15 protein-coding genes, 2 tRNA genes and 1 pseudogene are annotated in these 19,309 nt (G+C 70.5%); 10 read left to right on the top strand and 8 right to left on the bottom strand.

Going from position 1 to position 19,309, the window contains the following annotated elements; genetic code table 11:
• Positions 1 to 128: 128 nt before the first annotated feature.
• A complete protein-coding gene (gene pepN / locus ACZ4A5_RS03710; protein WP_467578042.1) occupies positions 129 to 2,732 on the bottom strand; it encodes an aminopeptidase N in 2,604 nt (867 codons plus the stop codon).
• Between the two features lie 112 nt (positions 2,733 to 2,844).
• On the opposite strand from pepN, the gene ACZ4A5_RS03705 reads away from it, so the two are divergent.
• Together ACZ4A5_RS03705 and ACZ4A5_RS03700 are read left to right on the top strand one after the other, a co-directional pair.
• Positions 2,845 to 3,489, top strand: coding sequence for a mycothiol-dependent nitroreductase Rv2466c family protein (locus ACZ4A5_RS03705; protein WP_467578040.1), 645 nt, complete (start codon positions 2,845 to 2,847; stop codon positions 3,487 to 3,489).
• 49 nt (positions 3,490 to 3,538) lie between these two features.
• Entirely contained in the window at positions 3,539 to 4,120 is a 582-nt protein-coding gene (locus ACZ4A5_RS03700) for a hypothetical protein (RefSeq protein ID WP_467578038.1), read from the top strand.
• A 420-nt stretch (positions 4,121 to 4,540) separates the two neighbouring features.
• On the opposite strand, the gene ACZ4A5_RS03695 is transcribed toward ACZ4A5_RS03700, so the two are convergent.
• From ACZ4A5_RS03695 to ACZ4A5_RS03685, 3 genes are all read right to left on the bottom strand, one after another.
• Complete coding sequence (locus ACZ4A5_RS03695; protein ID WP_398868516.1) at positions 4,541 to 5,182, bottom strand: superoxide dismutase; 642 nt, start codon at positions 5,180 to 5,182, stop codon at positions 4,541 to 4,543.
• Between the two features lie 166 nt (positions 5,183 to 5,348).
• Positions 5,349 to 6,782: an amino acid permease gene (locus ACZ4A5_RS03690; protein WP_467578035.1), complete on the bottom strand. Its 1,434-nt coding sequence runs from the start codon at positions 6,780 to 6,782 to the stop codon at positions 5,349 to 5,351.
• Positions 6,783 to 7,005: 223 nt separating this feature from the next.
• Positions 7,006 to 8,397, bottom strand: coding sequence for an amino acid permease (locus ACZ4A5_RS03685; protein WP_467578033.1), 1,392 nt, complete (start codon positions 8,395 to 8,397; stop codon positions 7,006 to 7,008).
• A 297-nt stretch (positions 8,398 to 8,694) separates the two neighbouring features.
• Here ACZ4A5_RS03685 and ACZ4A5_RS03680 point away from each other — a divergent pair, with 297 nt between their 5' ends.
• A complete protein-coding gene (locus tag ACZ4A5_RS03680) occupies positions 8,695 to 9,291 on the top strand; it encodes a biotin transporter BioY (protein ID WP_467578031.1) in 597 nt (198 codons plus the stop codon).
• Positions 9,292 to 9,477: 186 nt separating this feature from the next.
• On the opposite strand, the gene ACZ4A5_RS03675 is transcribed toward ACZ4A5_RS03680, so the two are convergent.
• Positions 9,478 to 10,917, bottom strand: a complete 1,440-nt coding sequence (locus ACZ4A5_RS03675) for an amino acid permease (protein ID WP_467578029.1) — start codon at positions 10,915 to 10,917, stop codon at positions 9,478 to 9,480.
• Between the two features lie 167 nt (positions 10,918 to 11,084).
• Between ACZ4A5_RS03675 and ACZ4A5_RS03670 the strand changes: the two genes are divergently transcribed.
• Positions 11,085 to 11,573: a ribose-5-phosphate isomerase gene (locus ACZ4A5_RS03670; RefSeq protein ID WP_398868521.1), complete on the top strand. Its 489-nt coding sequence runs from the start codon at positions 11,085 to 11,087 to the stop codon at positions 11,571 to 11,573.
• 260 nt (positions 11,574 to 11,833) lie between these two features.
• The gene (locus ACZ4A5_RS03665) at positions 11,834 to 12,643 is read left to right on the top strand and encodes an Fpg/Nei family DNA glycosylase (RefSeq protein ID WP_467578026.1); all 810 of its coding nucleotides are present in this window, start codon (positions 11,834 to 11,836) and stop codon (positions 12,641 to 12,643) included.
• Positions 12,644 to 12,650: 7 nt separating this feature from the next.
• Here the strand turns inward: ACZ4A5_RS03665 and ACZ4A5_RS03660 are convergent, their stop codons facing one another.
• Positions 12,651 to 13,877, bottom strand: coding sequence for a GNAT family N-acetyltransferase (locus ACZ4A5_RS03660; RefSeq protein ID WP_467578024.1), 1,227 nt, complete (start codon positions 13,875 to 13,877; stop codon positions 12,651 to 12,653).
• Positions 13,878 to 14,090: 213 nt separating this feature from the next.
• Between ACZ4A5_RS03660 and ACZ4A5_RS03655 the strand changes: the two are divergent.
• Positions 14,091 to 15,197 (top strand): annotated as a pseudogene (locus ACZ4A5_RS03655) (PP2C family protein-serine/threonine phosphatase).
• A gap of 116 nt (positions 15,198 to 15,313) precedes the next feature.
• Positions 15,314 to 15,760, top strand: coding sequence for an HD domain-containing protein (locus ACZ4A5_RS03650; protein ID WP_467578161.1), 447 nt, complete (start codon positions 15,314 to 15,316; stop codon positions 15,758 to 15,760).
• A gap of 1 nt (position 15,761) precedes the next feature.
• On the opposite strand, the gene ACZ4A5_RS03645 is transcribed toward ACZ4A5_RS03650, so the two are convergent.
• Positions 15,762 to 16,853, bottom strand: a complete 1,092-nt coding sequence (locus tag ACZ4A5_RS03645; protein WP_467578022.1) for an acyltransferase family protein — start codon at positions 16,851 to 16,853, stop codon at positions 15,762 to 15,764.
• A 248-nt stretch (positions 16,854 to 17,101) separates the two neighbouring features.
• Between ACZ4A5_RS03645 and ACZ4A5_RS03640 the strand changes: the two genes are divergently transcribed.
• Positions 17,102 to 17,299 (top strand): hypothetical protein, encoded by a 198-nt coding sequence (locus ACZ4A5_RS03640; RefSeq protein ID WP_361529572.1) that lies wholly within the window; start codon positions 17,102 to 17,104, stop codon positions 17,297 to 17,299.
• A gap of 122 nt (positions 17,300 to 17,421) precedes the next feature.
• Here ACZ4A5_RS03640 and ACZ4A5_RS03635 read toward each other — a convergent pair.
• Positions 17,422 to 17,492 (bottom strand) — tRNA-Gly (locus ACZ4A5_RS03635).
• 163 nt (positions 17,493 to 17,655) lie between these two features.
• Between ACZ4A5_RS03635 and ACZ4A5_RS03630 the strand changes: the two genes are divergently transcribed.
• Positions 17,656 to 17,732 (top strand) — tRNA-Pro (locus tag ACZ4A5_RS03630).
• Between the two features lie 132 nt (positions 17,733 to 17,864).
• Entirely contained in the window at positions 17,865 to 19,235 is a 1,371-nt protein-coding gene (tig, locus tag ACZ4A5_RS03625) for a trigger factor (protein WP_467578020.1), read from the top strand.
• Positions 19,236 to 19,309: the final 74 nt, after the last annotated feature.

The raw sequence follows: 19,309 nt of genomic DNA, 5'->3' as shown, positions 1-19,309 counted from the left end.
CGTAGGCAAACCCGGACAACTCTGTCCTAAAGTACGGGCGTTCGAGAGCCGAGGAGGGATTCCCCCGGACCGGACGCCCGTGCCGTCACGGCGCGGCCGGAGCTGTGCGGGCCCCGGCCGCGCCGCGGTCAGGCTGCCCCGGCGGCGGCCGAGTCACACTCCTGGGCCCGCAGGGCCCGCGCCAGGTCGTCGCGGGCCTCCAGCACCAGGCGGCGCAGCGCGGGCGCCGCGTCCTCGTGCGCGGACAGCCACTCGTCCGTCAGGTCCAGCGTCCGCCGGTCCCCCTGGAGCAGCGGGAAGGTGCCGCGCACGACGGCCATCCCGATCTCGATCGACCGCTCCCGCCAGACCCGCTCGATCTCCTTGAAGTACCGCTCCGCGTAAGGGGCCAGCAGGGGGCGCTGCCCCGGCTGGTTCCAGCCCGCGATGGTCGCCTCGGCGAGCGCGTTGGAGAGCGTGTCGGACTCCACGACGGCGGCCCACGCCTCCGCCTTGACCTCGGCGGACGGCCGGGCCGCCAGGCAGCGCACCTGGTGCCGCCTGCCGGAGGCGGTGTTGTCCCGGGCCAGCTCGGCCGTCAGCGCGGACTCGTCGGCCGCGCCCCGCGCGGCGAGCGTGCCGAGGAACGCCCAGCGCAGCTCCTGGTCGACCTCCAGCCCGTCGATCTTCCCGGCCCCGTCCAGCAGTTCGCGCAGCAGCTGGAGGTCGGACTCCGCGGTGGCGAGCTGCGCGAAGAAGCGCACCCACGCCAGCTGGTGGCCGCTGCCGGGCTCGGCGAGCCGCAGCTCGCGCAGCGCGCTCCCGGCGAGGGTCCGCGCGCCCTGGTCGCGCGAGGCGGGCGCGGTGTAGTGCACCAGGGCCGACTGCGCCCAGCTCTGCACCATCTGGAGCACGCCGATCTCGGTCTCGGCCCCGGCGAAGCGCTCGACGAGGGCGGTGAAGTCGCGGGCGGGCATCAGCCCGTCGCGCGTGAGGTTCCACAGCGCGGACCAGCACAGGGCGCGCGCGAGCGGGTCGGTGAGCTCGCCCAGGTGCCCGCGGAGGGTGTCCAGCGAGACCTCGTCGAAGCGGATCTTGCAGAAGGTGAGGTCGTCGTCGTTGACCAGCACGAGCTCGGGCCGCTCGGCCCCGGCGAGCTCGGTCACGACCGTGCGGGGCCCGGCGACGTCCACCTCGGCGCGGGCGTAGCGCACGAGGGCGCCGTCGGCCTCGTGGCGCCGGTAGAGGCCCACGGCCACCCGGTGCGGGCGGAGCGTGGGGTGCGTCTCCGGGGCCTCCTGGAGGACCGCCAGCTCGGTGATCCGGCCGGCGGCGTCACAGGTGACCAGCGGCGTCAGGGAGTTGACGCCCGCGGTCTGGAGCCAAGAGCGCGACCAGCCGGCCATGTCCCGGCCCGAGGTCTCCTCCAGCACGGCCAGCAGGTCCGTAAGGCGGGTGTTGCCGTAGGCGTGGCGCTTGAAATAGCGGCGCGCGCCCTCGAAGAAGGCGTCCCGGCCCACATAGGCGACGAGCTGCTTGAGCACCGAGGCGCCCTTGGAGTAGGTGATGCCGTCGAAGTTGAGCTTGGCGTCCTCCAGGTCGCGGATGTCGGCCGTGACCGGGTGGGTGGAGGGCAGCTGGTCGGCGCGGTACGCCCAGGACTTGCGCTGGTTGGCGAAGGTGATCCAGGCGTTGTCGTAGCGCGTCGCCTCGACCTGCGAGAACGAGCCCATGAAGTCGGCGAAGGACTCCTTGAGCCACAGGTCGTCCCACCACTCCATGGTCACCAGGTCGCCGAACCACATGTGCGCCATCTCGTGCAGGATGACGTTGGCCCGCCGCTCGTACGAGGACGTGGTCACCTTGCCGCGGAAGACGAACTCCTCCCGGAAGGTCACGCACCCCGGGTTCTCCATGGCGCCGATGTTGTACTCCGGCACGAACGCCTGGTCGTACTTCCCGAAGGGGTACGGGTAGTCGAAGTGGTCGTGGAAGAAGTCCAGGCCCTGCTTGGTGACGGTGAAGATCTCGTCGGCGTCGAAGTGCCGCGCGAGGCCCTTGCGGCAGAGCGCGCCGAGCGGGATCTCCAGGACCGTGCCGTCCTCGAACGTGCGGCTGTAGTGGTCGCGGACCACGTGGTACGGACCGGCGACGACGGCCGTGATGTACGTCGAGATCGGCCGTGTCGGCACGAAGTGCCAGGTGGCGGCGTCAGGGCCGGCGGACCTGGGCTCGCCCGCCGCCTCGCCGTTGCTCAGCACCGTCCAGCCCGCGGGCGCGGTCACCGAGAAGGTGAACGGGGCCTTCAGATCGGGCTGCTCGAAGTTGGCGAAGACGCGGCGGGCGTCGGCCGGCTCGTACTGCGTGTAGAGATAGACCTCGCCGTCCTCGGGGTCCACGAAGCGGTGCAGGCCCTCACCCGTCCTGCTGTACGCGCACTGGGCGTCCACGACCAGGACGTTCTCGGCGGCGAGCGAGGGCAGCGCGACGCGCGTCCCGTCGAAGACCACCGCGGGGTCCAGGGGCTCGCCGTTGAGCGTCACGGCGGTGACCGAGGGTGCCACGAGGTCGGCGAAGCTCGCGGCTCCCGGCTCGGAGCAGCGGAAGCGCAGGGTGGTCACCGAGCGGAACGTACGGTTTTCCGGGCCCGCGCCCACCGCGGACCGCAGGTCGAGCGCCACCTCATAGGCGTCCACCGCCAGCAGCCGGGCCCGGTCGCGGGCCTCCTCACGGGTCAGATTCTCACCGGGCACAGGGGCTCCCCGTTTTTGTGTCGGATCTTGGACAACGCTGGAATGATGGCACGGGGCCTGATGTTGAATCTGCTACTGACCAGCTCGGATGAGCTCTCATGAGGAGATTCACGTGACCGCTTCGGAGAAGACCGTCGCAGACTTCTGGTTCGACCCGCTGTGCCCGTGGGCGTGGCTGACCTCGCGCTGGATGCTGGAGGTCGAGAAGGTACGGCCCGTCGAGGTTCGGTGGCACGTCATGAGCCTGGCCGTTCTCAACGAGAACAAACTGGATGAGCTCCCCGAGCAGTACCGCCAGAACATGCTCCCCGACGGCCCGGCCTGGGCGCCGGTGCGCGTCTGCATCGCGGCCGCGGACAAGCACGGCCCGGAGGTCCTCGGCGCGCTCTACACCGCGCTCGGCACCCGTTTCCACGTGCAGGACCAGCCGCGCGACCGCGCGACGATCGAGGCCGCGCTGGTGGACGCCGGTCTGCCGGCGGAGCTGGCGGAGGCCGGTTACAGCGAAGCCTTCGACGAGCAGCTGCGCGCCTCCCACAACGAGGGCATCGAGAAGGTCGGCCAGGAGGTCGGCACCCCGGTCATCGCGGTGCCCGGCGCGGACGGCGAGCAGGTCGCCTTCTTCGGCCCGGTCGTCACCCCGGCGCCCAAGGGCGAGGCCGCGGCCCGGCTGTGGGACGGCACCCTGCTGGTCGCCTCGACCCCCGGCTTCTTCGAGCTGAAGCGCACGCGCACCCAGAGCCCTGTCTTCGACTGACCGCCCCGCTCGACGGGCGGCTCCCGAGCAGGTCCCTTAATGTCCCGGTATGGGCAAGACGGACCTCTCCCGGCCGCTCGGCCGCACGGGCGGCCGGGCGGACACGGAGCCGCCGGGCGGCACCGCGCCCCGCTTCGCCGACCGGCCCGCCGGCCCGTACGACCTGATGACGCGCGCCGTCTGCCGCGCCCTGCCGCCCCTCTGGGCCGCGCTGGGCCTGCGCCAGACGGCCGCCACCCTGCGGCACTATCTGCGCGGCACGGGCACGCCCTACCGGGTGGACGCCGCGCTGCTCCTCGCCCTCCCGGAGGTCCGCTCCGCCGCCGAGGAACAGCTCGCCCGCTGGCGCGCCGAAGCGCTTGCCCGCTGGCGCGGCGCCCCTGCCGCGTACCCCGCCGACAGTGGGTGGCGCGCCGTTTCGCTCGCGCGGCGTGGCCGCTGCGACTGGTGGTTCGCGCTGCGCGCGGTCGACTTCCGCCTGACGGGGACGGTGCGGGTGTCCGCGGACGGCGCTGCCGTGATCGACTACCGCTTCGCGGTGAACAAGTGCTGGGCTTTCTTCGGCCGCCTCCACGAGGCGGGCCTCGCCCGCGACTTCCTGATCACGGGCGAGGCGTTCGGTCACGCGTGATCGCCGCGTCGCGCCTCAGCCCCGCCGGGGCGCGCCCGGCCCCCGGCTGCGGGTTTCGTTGCCTCCCCCAGCTACCGCTGGGAGGTGCCCCCAGCGGCGGGAGCGCCCTGCGGGCGCGTCCTCAAACGCCGGACGGGCTGATTGTGCGGACCGTAGCCAGCACAACCAGCCCGTCCGGCGTTTGAGGACAACGCGCGAAGCGTGTTGCGGGGTCTGGGGCGACAGCCCTCCACGCGGCGGATCCGCACATCAGATGCAGCCGGGAAGGGGTGGGGCTGGGGAGAAAGCCCGCCGCAGGCGCGGCGGCGCGCAGGCAAGAAAAGAAAAAGCCCCCACGCGAACCACTCACGTGGGGGCTTCGCCTGCTGCGTGAAGGGTGAGAAGACGATCACGAAGCAGGACGCAAAGTGACGCGAAGAGCTACGGCGCCAACAGCAGCGCGTTCCCCCGCTCCTTCGCCGCCGCGTACCGCGCCGCGACATCCTGCCAGTTGACGACCTGCCACATGGCCTCGATGAAGTCCACCTTCTGGTTCTTGTACTGAAGGTAGAACGCGTGCTCCCAGGCGTCGAAGACCAGGATCGGCACCGACCCCTGCCCGACGTTGCCCTGGTGGTCGTAGACCTGCTCGACGATGAGGCGGCCGCTGACCGGCTCGTAGGCGAGGACGCCCCAGCCGGAGCCCTGCGTGGTCGCCGACGCCTTGGTGAGCTGCGCCTTGAACTTCGCGAAGGAGCCGAACGACTCGGCGATGGCGTCCGCCAGCTCGCCCACGCCGTCCTTGTCGAGCGGCTCGCCGCCGCCGTCACCGGTCATGTTCTGCCAGTAGATGCTGTGCAGGATGTGGCCGGAGAGGTGGAAGGCCAGGTTCTTCTCCAGGCCGTTGACGGCGCCCCACTGGTCCTTGTCACGGGCCTCGGCGAGCTGCTCCAGGGTGTCGTTCGCACCCTTGACGTACGCGGCGTGGTGCTTGTCGTGGTGCAGCTCGATGATCTTCGCGTCGATGACCGGCTGGAGTGCCGCGTAATCGTAAGGGAGTTCAGGAAGTGTGTAGATGGCCATGCCGAGCCCTCCGACTGCTTATTGCAATTAACTTGCAGGTAGACGCTATCAGTAAGTGCCTGGGAAAAGCGGTTCCGGGGGTGGGCTTGGGACCAAAGACGGAGGCGGTGTAGGTCCTGAAGATCAGGACCTACACCGCCTCGTGCGGGGGGCTGGTGTCGGAGCGTCAGATTCCGGTGGTCGTGGCGCGGCGCGCCAGCATCCGCTGCCGGAGGTAGCCGAAGAGGGCGAGCACCACGGTGAGCCCGGCCGTCGCCCACAGCTGGACGCGGGTGTCGTGCTCGCGCAGCATCAGCGCCAGGGTGCCGAGGATCCCGGCCAGGGCCAGGAAGGTCACGTACGGGAAGAGCCACATCCGCACGACCAGCTTGTCCGGCGCCTCGCGCTCCAGCCGGCGGCGCATCAGCAGCTGGGTGACGGCGATGAACGCCCACACCACGAGCACGGCCGCGCCGGTCATGTAGAGCAGCCACTTGAAGACCGTGTCGGGCCACCAGTAGCTCAGCAGCACCGCGAAGAAGCCGAAGGCCGAGGAGGCCAGCACGGTCATCCGGGGCACGCCGCCGGTGACCTTGCCCAGGAAGCGCGGGCCCTCGCCGCGCTGGACCAGCGAGTACGACATCCGGGAGGCGCCGTAGATGTTGGCGTTCATCGCGGAGAGCAGGGCGATCAGCACGATCACGTTCATGATCTGGCCCGCGGCGGGGATGTCGAGGTGGTCGAGGACGGCGACGTACGGGCCGGTCTCGGTGATCGACTTGTCGGTCCAGGGGATCAGCGTCACGACGACCAGCATCGAGCCGACGTAGAACAGGGCTATTCGCCACATCGCGGTGCGCACGGCCTTGGCGACGCCCTTGACGGGCTGCTCGGACTCCGCCGCCGCGATCGTCACCGTCTCCAGCCCGCCGTAGGCGAAGACGGAGGCCAGCAGGCCGGCGGCGAGGCCGTCGGTGCCGCCGGGCAGGAAGCCGCCGTGGCCGGTGAGGTTGTCGGCGCCCGGCGCCGAGGTGCCCGGCAGCAGGCCGAGGATGGCCAGCACGCCCAGCACCAGGAAGAGGCCGATCGCGCCCACCTTCAGCGCGGCGAACCAGAACTCGAACTCACCGAAGTTGCTGACCGCCGCCAGGTTGGTGCCGCAGAAGACGGCCATGAAGATCAGGACCCACATCCAGGAGGGTGTGGAGGGGAACCACGAGACCATGATGTGGGCCGCGCCGATCGCCTCCACGGCGATGCCCACGCACAGCTCCACCCAGAACATCCACCCCACCGTGAACCCCGCCCACGGGCCCATGGCCCGCTCGGCGTGCACGGAGAAGGTGCCGGAGGCGGGGTTGGCCGCCGCCATCTCGCCCAGCATCCGCATCACGAGCATCACCAGCAGCCCGGAAGCGGCGTAGGCGAGCACGATGCCCGGACCGGCCGCGGCGATGCCCGCGCCCGAACCGACGAAGAGACCGGCGCCGATCACACCCCCGAGGGCGATCATCGACAGATGGCGCTGCTTGAGGCCGTGCGACAGATCCGTGCCGCCCGGTGCCTGATCGGTGACCTCGCCGCGCGGTGGCGCGGAAGAGGCCGCAGGTGTCCGAGTCATGATCGTGTGATTCCCGTGGGGTGAGAGCGGAAAAGTTGCCTCAGTGTGGAGGTCATGTTCGCTCAGGACAACAGTTGTGACATTGCTGTCCGATATCTAGACAGCAACGTCACTGACTGTGCACGACACATATCTCCGGAAGCAACCGGTTTGCCGCCGAAACGGACGAAACAACTCCGGTGACGACCGGTAACGGACAGTGGACCGGCGCCCGTTCGGCGACTCAGCGTCGCCGGAGCCGGAGCTCGCGCAGCCCCGCGACCACGAGCACCGCCGCCGTCGCGCCCGCGGACCACAGCAGCTGCGGCCGCGCGCCGTCGTCCGTGAGCATCAGGATCAGCACGCCGCCCATCGCGGCCAGCGCCACCCACGTGAGATAGGGGAACGCCCACATCCGCAGCGTCAGCCGCTCCGGCATCTCGCGCTCGACACGCGGCCGCAGCCGCAGCTGCGAGGCGGCGATCAGACCCCAGACGAAGAGCAGGACGGCGCCCACCGCGTTCAGCAGATAACGGAAGATCGAGTCGGGCCACTCCAGATTCAATATGACCGAGGCGAACCCGAAGACGACCGAGGCGAGCACGGCCCGGCGCGGCACCCCGCCGCCCGACACCTTCAGCAGCGAGCGCGGCGCCTCGCCCCGCTCGGCCAGCGAGAAGACCATCCGGGAGGACCCGTAGAGATTGGCGTTCAGCGCGGACAGCAGCGCCACGAAGACCACGACGTTCATGATCTGACCGGCCCCGGGCACCCCGATGTGGTCGAGGACCGCCACGTACGGGCTCTTGCCGGGCACGATCGACGACCACGGCAGAAGCGTGACGATGACGAGCATCGAGCCGACGTAGAAGAAGAGGATCCGCCACACCGCGCTGCGCACCGCCCGGCCCACCGCGCGGGCGGGGTCGTCGGACTCCGCGGCGGCGATGGTGACGACCTCCAGGCCGCCGAAGGCGAAGACGACGGCGAGGACGCCGGAGACGACACCGCTCCAGCCGTTGGGCAGGAAGCCGCCCTTGCCGGTGAGGTTGGACAGCCCCACCGCCTCCGTGTCCGGCAGCACGCCGAAGACGGCCAGCAGGCTCAGCACGAGGAAGAGGACGATCGCGCCGACCTTCAGCGTCGCGAACCAGAACTCGAACTCACCGAAGTTCTTCACCGCGGCGAGGTTGGCGCTCGTGAAGACCACCATGAAGAGCAGCACCCACGCCCACTGCGGCACCGACGGCAGCCAGCCGTTGGCGATCTGCGCGGCGCCCGTGGCCTCCACGGCGAGCACGACCACCAGCAGGAACCAGTAGAGCCAGCCCACCGTGAACCCGGCCCAGCGCCCCAGCGCGCGCTCCGCGTGCACCGAGAAGGCGCCCGAGGCGGGCATCGCCGACGACATCTCGCCGAGCATCCGCATCACCAGCATCGCGAGCGCGCCCGCGATCAGATACGAGACGATGATCCCGGGCCCGGCCACGGCGATCCCGCCGCCCGAGCCGACGAACAGCCCCGCCCCGATCACGCCGCCCAGGCCCAGCATCGTCAGATGGCGCTGCTTGAGCCCCGCCGACAGGGGTTCCTTCTCGCCGCTCAGCGGTTCGGCGGCAGGCGGTGCGTCATGCATGGCGCTCGTGACTCTCGGATCTGTGCGATGGGCGCAAAAAGGCTGCGAAGGTACTCCACACTCTCCCGAGCGGGTGTCCGGCGCCAAGCTTCGCCGGTCCGTCGTGACGAGCATCACGCATGCCCGGGGAACGAGGCGGGAAAGGCGCGCCCTTATCAGCGCCGACCTGCGGCGGCGTCGTTCGGAACTCTCCAAAGCGGGGCGCGCCCGCTTGTCACGGTCACCCGGTGTCCGCGCCGGACCCCTCGATTAACGTCACGGTGTCCCCGACCTTCCTCGATCTGACGCGGAGTACCGATGGCCACCGCTGCCCCAGTAACCCGGACCGGTACGGTCCTCGCCGACGCGCTCTTCCCCACCCTGTCCCGGGCCCGCGTCGGTGACGCCGCCCTGGTCCTCGGCGGCGCGGTGCTGACCGGCGTCACCGCCCAGATAGCGGTCCCCGTCCCGGGCTCGCCGGTGCCCGTCAGCGGCCAGACCTTCGCCGCGCTCCTCGTCGGCACCACGCTCGGCGCCCGCCGCGGCTTCCTCTCCCTCGCGCTCTACGCGCTGGCCGGCCTGGCGGGCGTGCCGTGGTTCGCCGAGGGCCGCTCGGGCGCGGGCTTCGCCTCCTTCGGCTACGTCCTCGGCATGATGCTCGCCGCCACGGTGGCGGGCGCCCTGGCCCGCCGCGGCGGCGACCGCTCCACGCTGCGCACGGCGGGCACGATGGCGCTGGGCTCCGCGATCATCTACGCGGTGGGCGTCCCCTATCTCGCGCTGTACGCCCACCTCTCCCTGACCGACGCGATCGCGGCGGGCCTCACGCCGTTCCTGATCGGCGACGCGCTCAAGGCGGCCCTGGCGATGGGCGCGCTGCCGACGGTGTGGAAGTGGCTGGGCCGGCGGGGCTGAGCGGCACCGGGTGCGGGCCGTGCGGTCCGCACCACCGCCGCGCGGCGGTGTCCTCACATGCCGGACGGGCTGGACGTGCCGCACGTGATCGTCAACGTGCGGCGACATCCAGCCCGTCCGGCATGTGAGGACACGCCCGGAGGGCGTCCCCGCCGCGGGCGGCGATGCGCCCGCGGCCGAAGACCCTTACCGCTCGGCGGCAGCCACCCGACGCCGGCGGCGCTGGTCCAGGGAGAGGCCGAGGCCCACCACGATCACGCCGAGCAGCGTCGACAGCAACACCTGGTCCCGGTTGTCGCCGCCGTCGTAGACCATGTAGCCGAGCACGAACGTGATCATCCCGATCGTGGCCCATGTGAGATACGGGAAGAGCCACATCCGCACCACGAGCTTCTCCGGCATCTCGCGCAGGATGATGCCGCGCATCTTCAGCTGGGTGACACAGATGACCAGCCAGACGAAGAGGGCGATGGCGCCCGAGGAGTTCAGCAGGAACTTGAAGACCGTGTCGGGCCACGCGTAGTTGAAGATCACCGACACGAAGCCGAAGACGACCGAGCCCAGGATCGCGATCCGCGGGACGCCGTTGCCGCTGACGCGGGCGAAGGCCCGCGGCGCGTCGCCGCGCTGACCGAGCGAGAAGGCCATGCGGGAAGCGGTGTAGAGGCCGGAGTTGAGGCAGGAGAGCACGGCCGTCAGGACGATGACCTTCATGATCTGGCCGGCGTGCGGGATGCCGATGGAGTCGAGGGCGGCGACGTAGCTGCCCTTGTCGGCGATCTCCTTGGAGTTCCACGGCAGCAGCGAGACGACCACGAAGATCGAGCCCAGGTAGAAGACGCCGATGCGCCAGATGACGCTGTTGGTGGCCTTGGTCACCGCGCGGCGCGGGTCCTCGGACTCACCGGCGGCGAGGGTGACGATCTCACTGCCCATGAAGGAGAAGACGACCATCAGGACACCGGTGAGGATCGCTCCCGGCCCGTTCGGCAGGAATCCTCCGTGCGAGGTGAGGTTCGAGATCCCCGCGGTGTCGTTGTGCGCGCCCGGCAGCACGCCGAACACGGCCAGCAGGCCGATGATGACGAAGGCGCCGATCGCGACGACCTTGATCCCGGCGAACCAGAACTCGAACTCGCCGTACGAGCTGACCGACCCCAGGTTGGTCACGGTGAGCAGCACCATGACGATCAGCGCCCAGGCCCACTGCGGCACGGCCGGGATCCAGCCCTCCAGGATCTTGGCACCGGCGGTCGCCTCGACCGCGAGCACCACGACCCAGAAGAACCAGTACAGCCAGCCGATGGAGAAGCCCGCCCAGCGGCCGAGCGCCCGGTCCGCGTAGGCGGAGAAGGAGCCGGAGGTCGGATTGGCGGCGGCCATCTCGCCGAGCATCCGCATCACGAAGACGACCATCGCGCCGACGAGCGCGTAGGAGATGAGGATGCCGGGGCCCGCGGCGGCGATGCCGGAGGCGGAGCCGACGAAGAGACCGGCGCCGATCACGCCGCCGATGGCGATCATCGACAGGTGGCGGTTCTTGAGTCCGGCCTTCAGGCCGTCCTGGGACGCCTGCCCGGGTTCGCCGGAGTTCGACGCCTTTGTCAGGGTCGGCGGTGTGGCCATGAGCACGTTCCTTACGGTTCTCGGGTTGCGAGTTCCCGCATTAGAACTTTTCGAAGGTGTGATCGGGAAGAGTCGAATCCGTATCGTTGTGATCGGGGCCCGGTGACCGGCGCGGACGGCGAGCCCTGAGGCGGAGCCCGGGCCGCACTCGTGCCACACTCGGTCGCATGCGCGTGTATCTCGGCTCCGACCATGCCGGCTACGAACTCAAGAACCACCTCGTCGAGTGGCTCAAGGCCCAGGGCCATGACCCCGTCGACTGCGGCCCGCACATCTACGACGCCCAGGACGACTACCCCCCGTTCTGCCTCCGCGCCGCGGAGCGGACCGCGGCGGACGCCGACAGCCTCGGCATCGTGATCGGCGGCTCCGGCAACGGCGAGCAGATCGCCGCGAACAAGGTCAAGGGCGTACGGGCCGCCCTGGCCTGGAGCGAGCAGACGGCCGCCCTGGGGCGTGAGCACAACGACGCCAACGTGATCAGCATCGGCGGGCGGATGCACACCCAGGAGGAGGCGACGAAGTTCGTCGAGATCTTCCTGGCCACGCCGTACTCGGGTGAGGAGCGCCACACCCGCCGCATCGAGATGCTCGCCCGCTACGAGCAGACCGGCGAACTCCCCGAGATCCCCGCCCACCACCCCCAGCAGGGCTGACGCCCGGCCCCGCTCCTCTTCCGGCCGCGCTGCCGCGCGGTGTCCTCGAACGCCGGACGGGCTGATATCCAGCCCGTCCGGCGTTCGAGGACGCGGCCGCAGGCCGCTCCCGCCGCGGGCGGCGAACCGACCCGCACCCGGGGGTCTGGGGCACGCGCCCCCCCCCACGCGGCGGAGCCGCACATCAGACACAGCCGGGAAGGGGCGGGGCTGGGGAACAAAACAGCCGCATCACACACCGCACCCGCAGGAGAACCGCCGTGCCCGAAGGGCATACGATCCACCGCCTCGCGGCGGACCACCGTGACCTTTTCCGGGCGCAACCGATCCGCGTCACCAGCCCCCAAGGCAAATTCTCCGACAGCGCCGCCCTCCTCGACGGCCACGCCCTCACCACCGCGGAAGCCCACGGCAAGCACCTTTTCCTCGGCTTCGCCGAACACGGCTGGATCCACATCCACCTCGGCCTCTTCGGGAAGTACACCTTCGGCGGAGCCCCCGTGCCCCCGCCCACCGACACCGTGCGGCTGCGGCTCGCGACCGCCACCGCGTACGCCGACCTGCGCGGCCCCACCACCTGCGCCCTGGTCACCGACGGGGAGAAGCAGGCGATACACGACCGGCTCGGCCCGGACCCGCTGCGCGCGGAGGATGACGGCGAGGCCGCCTGGGCCCGCGTCAGCCGCAGCCGTACGACGATCGCCGCCCTCCTCATGGATCAGAAGGTCATCGCGGGCGTCGGCAACGTCTACCGCGCCGAGGTCCTCTTCCGGCACGGGATCGACCCTTACCGCCTCGGCCGCGATCTCACCCGCTCCGAATGGGACGCGATCTGGTCGGATCTGGTCGATCTGATGCGCGAGGGCGTACGCAACAACAGGATCGACACCGTGCGCCCCGAGCACACCCCCGAGGCCATGGGCCGCCCGCCGCGCGTGGACGACCACGGCGGTGAGGTGTACGTCTACCGCCGGGCCCGGCAGGCGTGCCACATCTGCGGCGGCGAGATCCGCACCGCCGATCTCGCCGCCCGCAACCTCTTCTGGTGCCCCGGCTGCCAACAGCGCTGAGGCGCCGTCAGAAGCCGTGCGGCAGCCACGGAGCGACCGGGCTGCCGAACGCCACCGAAGCCTCGCCCAGCGCCCCCTCCCGCAGTTCCCTGACCCGCCCCGCGCCGGCCAGCGAGAGCAGGGACACCCCGCCGAGATACGCGGAGCCCAGCTCCCGCACGGACAGCGCCAGATCGGCGGGGTCCTCCGTGCGCGCGCAGGACGCCCCCTTGGCGTCGCCGGTCAGCCGCCAGCGCCCCGCGTTCCAGGGGCAGAAGGCGTCGTCGACCTCGAACACCACGTCCACCGGCGCCTGATACGTACGGGCCGCCAGCGCCGCCCCCACCTCGACCAGCCGCACGTACAGCGAGTCCTCCGTGGTCAGGTGACAGCGCCGGACGTCGTCGACCAGGTGCCACAGCGGGTCGTCGGACGGCCGGTCGCGCGCCACGATCTCCATCGTCAGGTCCAGGTCGAACAGGAAGCGCCACAGCGCGGCGTACGCGGCGGGGGTCAGCGCCTCCACGTCGCGCAGCAGCACCGTGCCGTACGGCCCGTCGTCCGGCCGGGGCTGGACGAAGTAGCGGGCGTAGCCCACCGTCCGGCCGTCCACCTCGGCCAGTACGCACTGCAAGGACGAGCCGTCACCACGGCGGCTCGGCGCGTCCAGCAGCGGCTGCGCGTCCCAGCCCGGACGGCGCTCCAGCATCCCGGGACGGGCCGGCACCCGGCGCGCGTACACCGCCTCGCACGCCTCGCGCGCCTGCTCGGGCTTCGACAAGCGGAGCCGCACGCCGTCCGCGCCCTCCGGCATGATCAGCCGCACCCGGTCCGTGTCGATGCGGGCCCGCGTCCACTGCGTCGCCGCGCCGTAGCCGAACCGCCCGTAGATGACCGGCTCGGAAGCCGTCAGCACGGCCAGCGGCGCGCCCCAACTGCGTACGTCGTCCAACTGGCGCCGCATCATTCCCCGCAGCACCCCGCGCCGCCGGTGTGTCGGCCGCACGCCCACCATCGTCACCCCGGCCGTGGGGACCACGGCACCGCCCGGCACGGTCATCCGGAAGTCGAACGCCCCCGTCGTGCCCACGACTTCATCGCCGTCCCACGTGCCCAGCCACCGGTCGAACAGGGTGAGCTCCCGCCAGAGGGCGCGCTCCTCGGGGGGCTCGGACATGCCGCCGAACGCCAACTCAAGTGTCTCGTACCACTGCTCCCACTCGGCAGGACGCAGTACACGCAACTCTGTTGTCATGACGCCATGACTAGCAGCGGATTCCCGCGCGGGCGAACGAATTTCGCATAAGGTGCCCATCCGTGCGACATGGTGCGGTCCCACGGCTTCTCCCAGCTCGCCGCAGGTCCGCCGCGGTCGGCCGCGTCGGCGCGGCGTGAGTCGACGCACCGCCGAATGGGTGGATAAGGTCACGATGCAATGACTGGCGGTGCGGAGACTCCGACGGCCCGGATGCGCAAAGCCATGCACCGGGCCCGCACGGCCATGCGCAAAGCCGGGGTGGACTACTTCCGCGGCGACGGCTCCGACTGGATCGCCCTGGCCGCCCTCCTCCTCGCCGTCCCCGCGCTCGCCGGCGGCACCATCGCCCTGCCCGAGTGGTGCGCCCCCTCCGCGCTCGTCCTGCCCATCGTGGCGGGCGGCCTCCTGCTGCGCCCGGCCAGCCTGCTGGCCCTCTACGCGGCGTCCGCCGTCGCGCTGATCGTGGAGTCCTTCGCCCTGGACCGGGGCGTGCACAGCGGGGACGGCCGGGTCACCCCGGGCACGATCCTCGTCGTCGCCGCGGTGGGCTTCCTCGGGCTGCTCATCGCGCAGTTCCGCAGCCGCGTCGGCGTCCCCTGGCGGCGCGGCGGCACCATGCTGTTCGACCTGCGCGAGCGCATCCGCGTCCAGAGCAAGCTCCCCAAGCTGCCGCGCGGCTGGCACCGGGAGATGGCCCTGCGCCCCGCGGGCGGCCAGTCCTTCTCCGGCGACTTCGTGGTCGCCGCCCGCACCAACGGCGGCCGCACGCTGGAGATCGTGCTGACCGACGTCTCCGGCAAGGGCATGGACGCCGCCTCGCGCGCCCTCCTGCTCTCCGGCGCCTTCGGCGGGCTGCTGGGCTCGCTGCCGCCCCATGCCTTCCTGCCCGCCGCCAACGGCTATCTGCTCCGGCAGGACTGGGACGAGGGCTTCGCCACCTCCGTCCACCTCGTCCTGGACCTGGACAGCGGGGACTACGAGATGTTCTCCGCCGGGCACCTGCCGGGCCTCCAGCTCAGCGCGGGCACCGGCCGCTGAGAGGAGAAGGCCGCGGAAGGGCCGCTCCTCGGGGTCTACGACGGCGCCCAGTTCGACCCGATAAAGGGCACGCTGTCCCCCGGGGACGTGCTGATGCTCTTCACCGACGGCCTGGTCGAGACCGCCGACCGCGACCTGACCGAGGGCATGGACCGCCTCACGGGCGAGGCGGACCGCTATGTGTCCGCGGGCTTCCAGGGCGCCGCCTGGCACTTGATCGAAGCGGTGGCGAAGGACGTCAACGACGACCGCGCGCTGCTGCTGATCTGCCGCACGTGAGGGCGGCGGAGGGCGCCCCGTAAGGGGGAGCGGGGAACTGCGCGACAAGCCCCCGCCGGCCCGCGGCCGGAGAACAGACGCATCCGCACCACGCTCACGGAGACACCATGCCCCCCATGCCCCTGGACGCCGTCGAAGCCTTCGCACGGCACGCCCACGCCACCCAGACCGACAAGGCGGGCCGCCCGTACACCGAGCACCTGGCCGCCGTCGCGGAAGGCGTACAAAACCGCGGCGGTGATGACGAACAGATCGCCGCCGCCTGGCTGCACGACGCCGTCGAGGACGGGGCCGTCACCGAGGAGTGGCTGGCGGCGGCCGACCTGTCGCAGCGGACCAAGGACATCGTGCTGGCGGTGACCAAGCGGGCCGGTGAGGCACCGGAGGCGTACGCGGCCCGTGTCCTGGCGACACCGGGCGCGCTGCTGGTCAAGGAGGCGGACCTGGCCCACAACGCCGACCCCGGGCGGGCCGCGGCGCTCGACGCCGCCACCCGCGAACGGCTCCGGGTGAAATACGCCCGGATGCGCGCCCTCCTCGGCCTGGACGCGCCCACCGGGTGACTCACCGCTGCTTGCGGAAGGCCCACTCCATCCTCGGCTCCATCGCGAAGCGGAACACCCGCCGCACCGGCGGGGTGCACAGCGCCGTCATCACCACGATCGCGATCAGGGTCACCACGACCTCGCCGACGGGCCGGCGGACCCAGGCGTAGGCGTCGTACCACTCCTGCCAGCGGGACAGCTTGATCAGGAAGCCGTGCAGCAGATAGCCGTACAGCGTCCCCGCGCCCAGCGCCGTGAACCACACCGTGCGGCTCGGGACCCAGGCGAGGAAGCAGGCGGTCAGCACCGCCGCGCAGCCGAACATCGCCAGCGTCATCGCGGGCGCGGACCACAGCGGCGCGCGCAGGTCCTGGACGGCGGCGTTGTGGTAGAACCACGTGCTGTTCATCCGCGGCGCCGCCCAGTACGCGAAGACGATCGCACCCGCGAAAACCGGGATCGCCGCGATCCGCACCCAGCGACGCCGCACCAACTGGAAGTGCTCGGCCTTCAGGTGCAGCCCGATCACGAAGAACGGCAGGAACTGCAACACGCGCTGAAGGTCGAAGTCGCTGCCGATCTCGGGGGAGAGCGCGGCCAGCGTCGCGATCGTGAACGCCACCGGGACCGGCCAGCGGATCAGCTTCCAGATCGGCGTGGTCAGCCGCCAGATGAACAGCGCGGCCAGGAACCAGTTGAGGTACCACGGGTTCAGCAGGGAGACGGGATCCGGCGGGGAGTCGTGGTCCATCCAGTGCTGGAAGTAGACGTAGGCGACCTGGAAGATCACATACGGCACGGCCACGCCCGTTATCAACCGCTTGATCTTCGCCGGACTCATGTCGAAGCCACGCGAGAAATAGCCGGATATGACGATGAAGGCCGGCATGTGAAAGGCGTAGACGGTCAGGTACAGCGCCATCGCGGCGCGCCCACCGTGGGTGAGTGGCTCCCACGCGTGGCCCAGGGCGACCAGGACTATCGCCAGGTACTTCGCATTGTCGAAGAAAGGGTCGCGCTGCGCCGGAAGGGGCGCCACCGGCGCGGACTGCGGGGCACTCGACGGGATCGAGGCCGCCGAGGGGGACGGCGGAGTGACGGCGGGGGACATCCGAGGCACCCTAGCGGCGCAATCGGGACCGGTAAAACCCCGTTCCATCTATTGAGCTATTCACCCCGAACCGGCACGCTGTCCAGCAAGTCGGCCGATATCCTCTCCACGCAGCTTTCTGGACGATCCACCGATGAAACGTCACTGGCCCCCAACAGCAGGTCAGTTGATGGCACGATGGTGGTCGTGAGGGGTCTGCGAGGACTTCCGGGCAGGCCGGGTGATTCCGACCGAGGGTGTGATCAGCTATGACCACCATTTCGCTGTCAGGCGTGCTGCTACTGGCGATCGTGCTGGTGGTGATGATGCGCGCGGGGCATATCAAGGGCGGCCCGGCGATCATCGCGATCCTCTTCGGCTTCTTCCTCGCCTCCACCGGCATGGCGCCGTCCATCCAGCGGTTCCTGGACTCGCTGGCCCAGACCATAAACGGCATCAAGTTCTGACCCCCGCCCATGGCCGGATCCGCTCGGTCGCGCGCCCGGGGGCGCCGCCCATGGGAACGCGCGGCGGGCACGCGGGAAACGCGCACGAAAAACGCCTCCGGCCGGAGCCGGAGGCGTATCGGAGCGGGCGACGGGAATCGAACCCGCGTAGCCAGTTTGGAAGACTGGGGCTCTACCATTGAGCTACGCCCGCGCGCACCGCGATTCCCGGGAGGGCCGCGCGGCACGTTGTGCATCGTAGCGGGTCCGGACGCCCGGCCGCACACCCCGGGGTGCCGTCCGCCCCCCGCCTCTTCTTCCGCCCGTTATTCGGCAGCCGGAACCCCTGCGGGCATGTACCCTACGTGTCGCACCGACGGGGTGTGGCGCAGCTTGGTAGCGCGTCCGCTTTGGGAGCGGAAGGTCGTCGGTTCGAATCCGGCCACCCCGACCAATCAAGATCACATTGTGGGGCCCGTACTGCTTGCGGTTACTATGCAAGCTGCGTGCCCGTGTGTCTCTGTACCGGGCGCGATCCGCTGGACATCAGCAGAATCCAAGAAGTCAGCCCCAAGGAGACCGAACCGTGAAGAGCGCCGTGGAGACCCTGAACCCGACTCGGGTTCGGCTCACTGTTGAGGTGCCCTTCGAGGAGCTCAAGGCCAGCCTCGACGCGGCGTACAAGAAGATCAACCAGCAGGTCACGGTGAAGGGCTTCCGTCAGGGCAAGATCCCCGCCCGTGTCATCGACCAGCGGTTCGGCCGCGGTGCGGTGCTGGAGGAGGCCGTCAACGACGCGCTTCCGAAGTTCTACACCGAGGCGGTCAACGAGGCCGACCTCAACCCGCTGGGCCAGCCCGAGGTCGACATCAAGGAGCTGAAGGACGGCGAGCTGCTCTCCTTCACCGCCGAGGTCGACGTCCGCCCGACCCTGGAGATCCCGGACTACTCCGGCATCGAGGTCACCGTCGACGCCGTCGAGGTTTCCGACGAGGACATCGAGAAGTCGGTCGAGCAGCTGCGCGACCGCTTCGCCACCACCTCCCCGGTCGAGCGCGCCGCCGCCGAGGGTGACATCGTCACCGTCGACCTGGAGGCCAAGGTCGACGGCGAGGTGCTGGAGGACGGTGTCGCCGAGGGCATCGACTACACCATCGGCTCCGGCCAGCTGCTCGACGGCATCGACGAGGCCGTGACCGGTCTCGAGGCCGGCGGCACCGCCACCTTCACCTCCGAGCTCAAGGGCGGTTCCGCCGAGGGCAAGGAGGCCGAGGTCAAGGTCGTCGTCACCGCCGTCAAGGCCCGCGAACTGCCCGCCCTGGACGACGAGTTCGCCCAGCTGGCGAGCGAGTTCGACACGCTGGAGGAGCTGCGCGCCGACAGCACCAAGCGCCTGGCCCGGATGAAGAAGTTCGACCAGGCCACGCAGGCCCAGGAGAAGGTCCTCGACGAGCTGATCAAGCTGGTCGAGGTCCCGATGCCGGAGAAGCTGCTCGAGGACGAGGTCAACACCCGTAAGCACAACCTCGAGCACCACCAGCTCGGCCAGATGGGCCTGGACCTGGCGAAGTACCTGGAGATCCAGGGCAAGTCCGCCGAGGAGTTCGACGCCGAGCTCAAGGAGCAGGCCGAGAAGGGCATCAAGACCCAGTTCATCCTGGACGAGATCGTCAACAAGGAGAAGCTGTCGGTCGGCCAGGAGGAGCTCACCGAGCACCTCATGCGCCGTGCCCAGTCCTCCGGCATGAGCCCCGACCAGTTCGCCCAGGCCGTCGTCGAGGGTGGCCAGGTGCCGATGCTCGTCGGCGAGGTCGCCCGCGGCAAGGCCCTCGCGGCCGTCGTCGAGGCCGCCACGGTCAAGGACAGCAACGGCGAGGTCGTCGACCTGGACGACGAGGACGAGACCGCCGAGACGGTCGAGGCCGCCACCGAGGTCGTCGAGGGCACCGAGGCCTGAGCCTCGCCCCCCTCGTAGCGATACGGAGCACGGGCCCGGCCCCGGCACCCTCCTGGGTGCCGGGGCCGGGCCCG

It is taken from the genome of Streptomyces sp. NPDC025618 (assembly GCF_055558795.1).
This window is presented reverse-complemented; position numbering and strand designations above follow the sequence as displayed.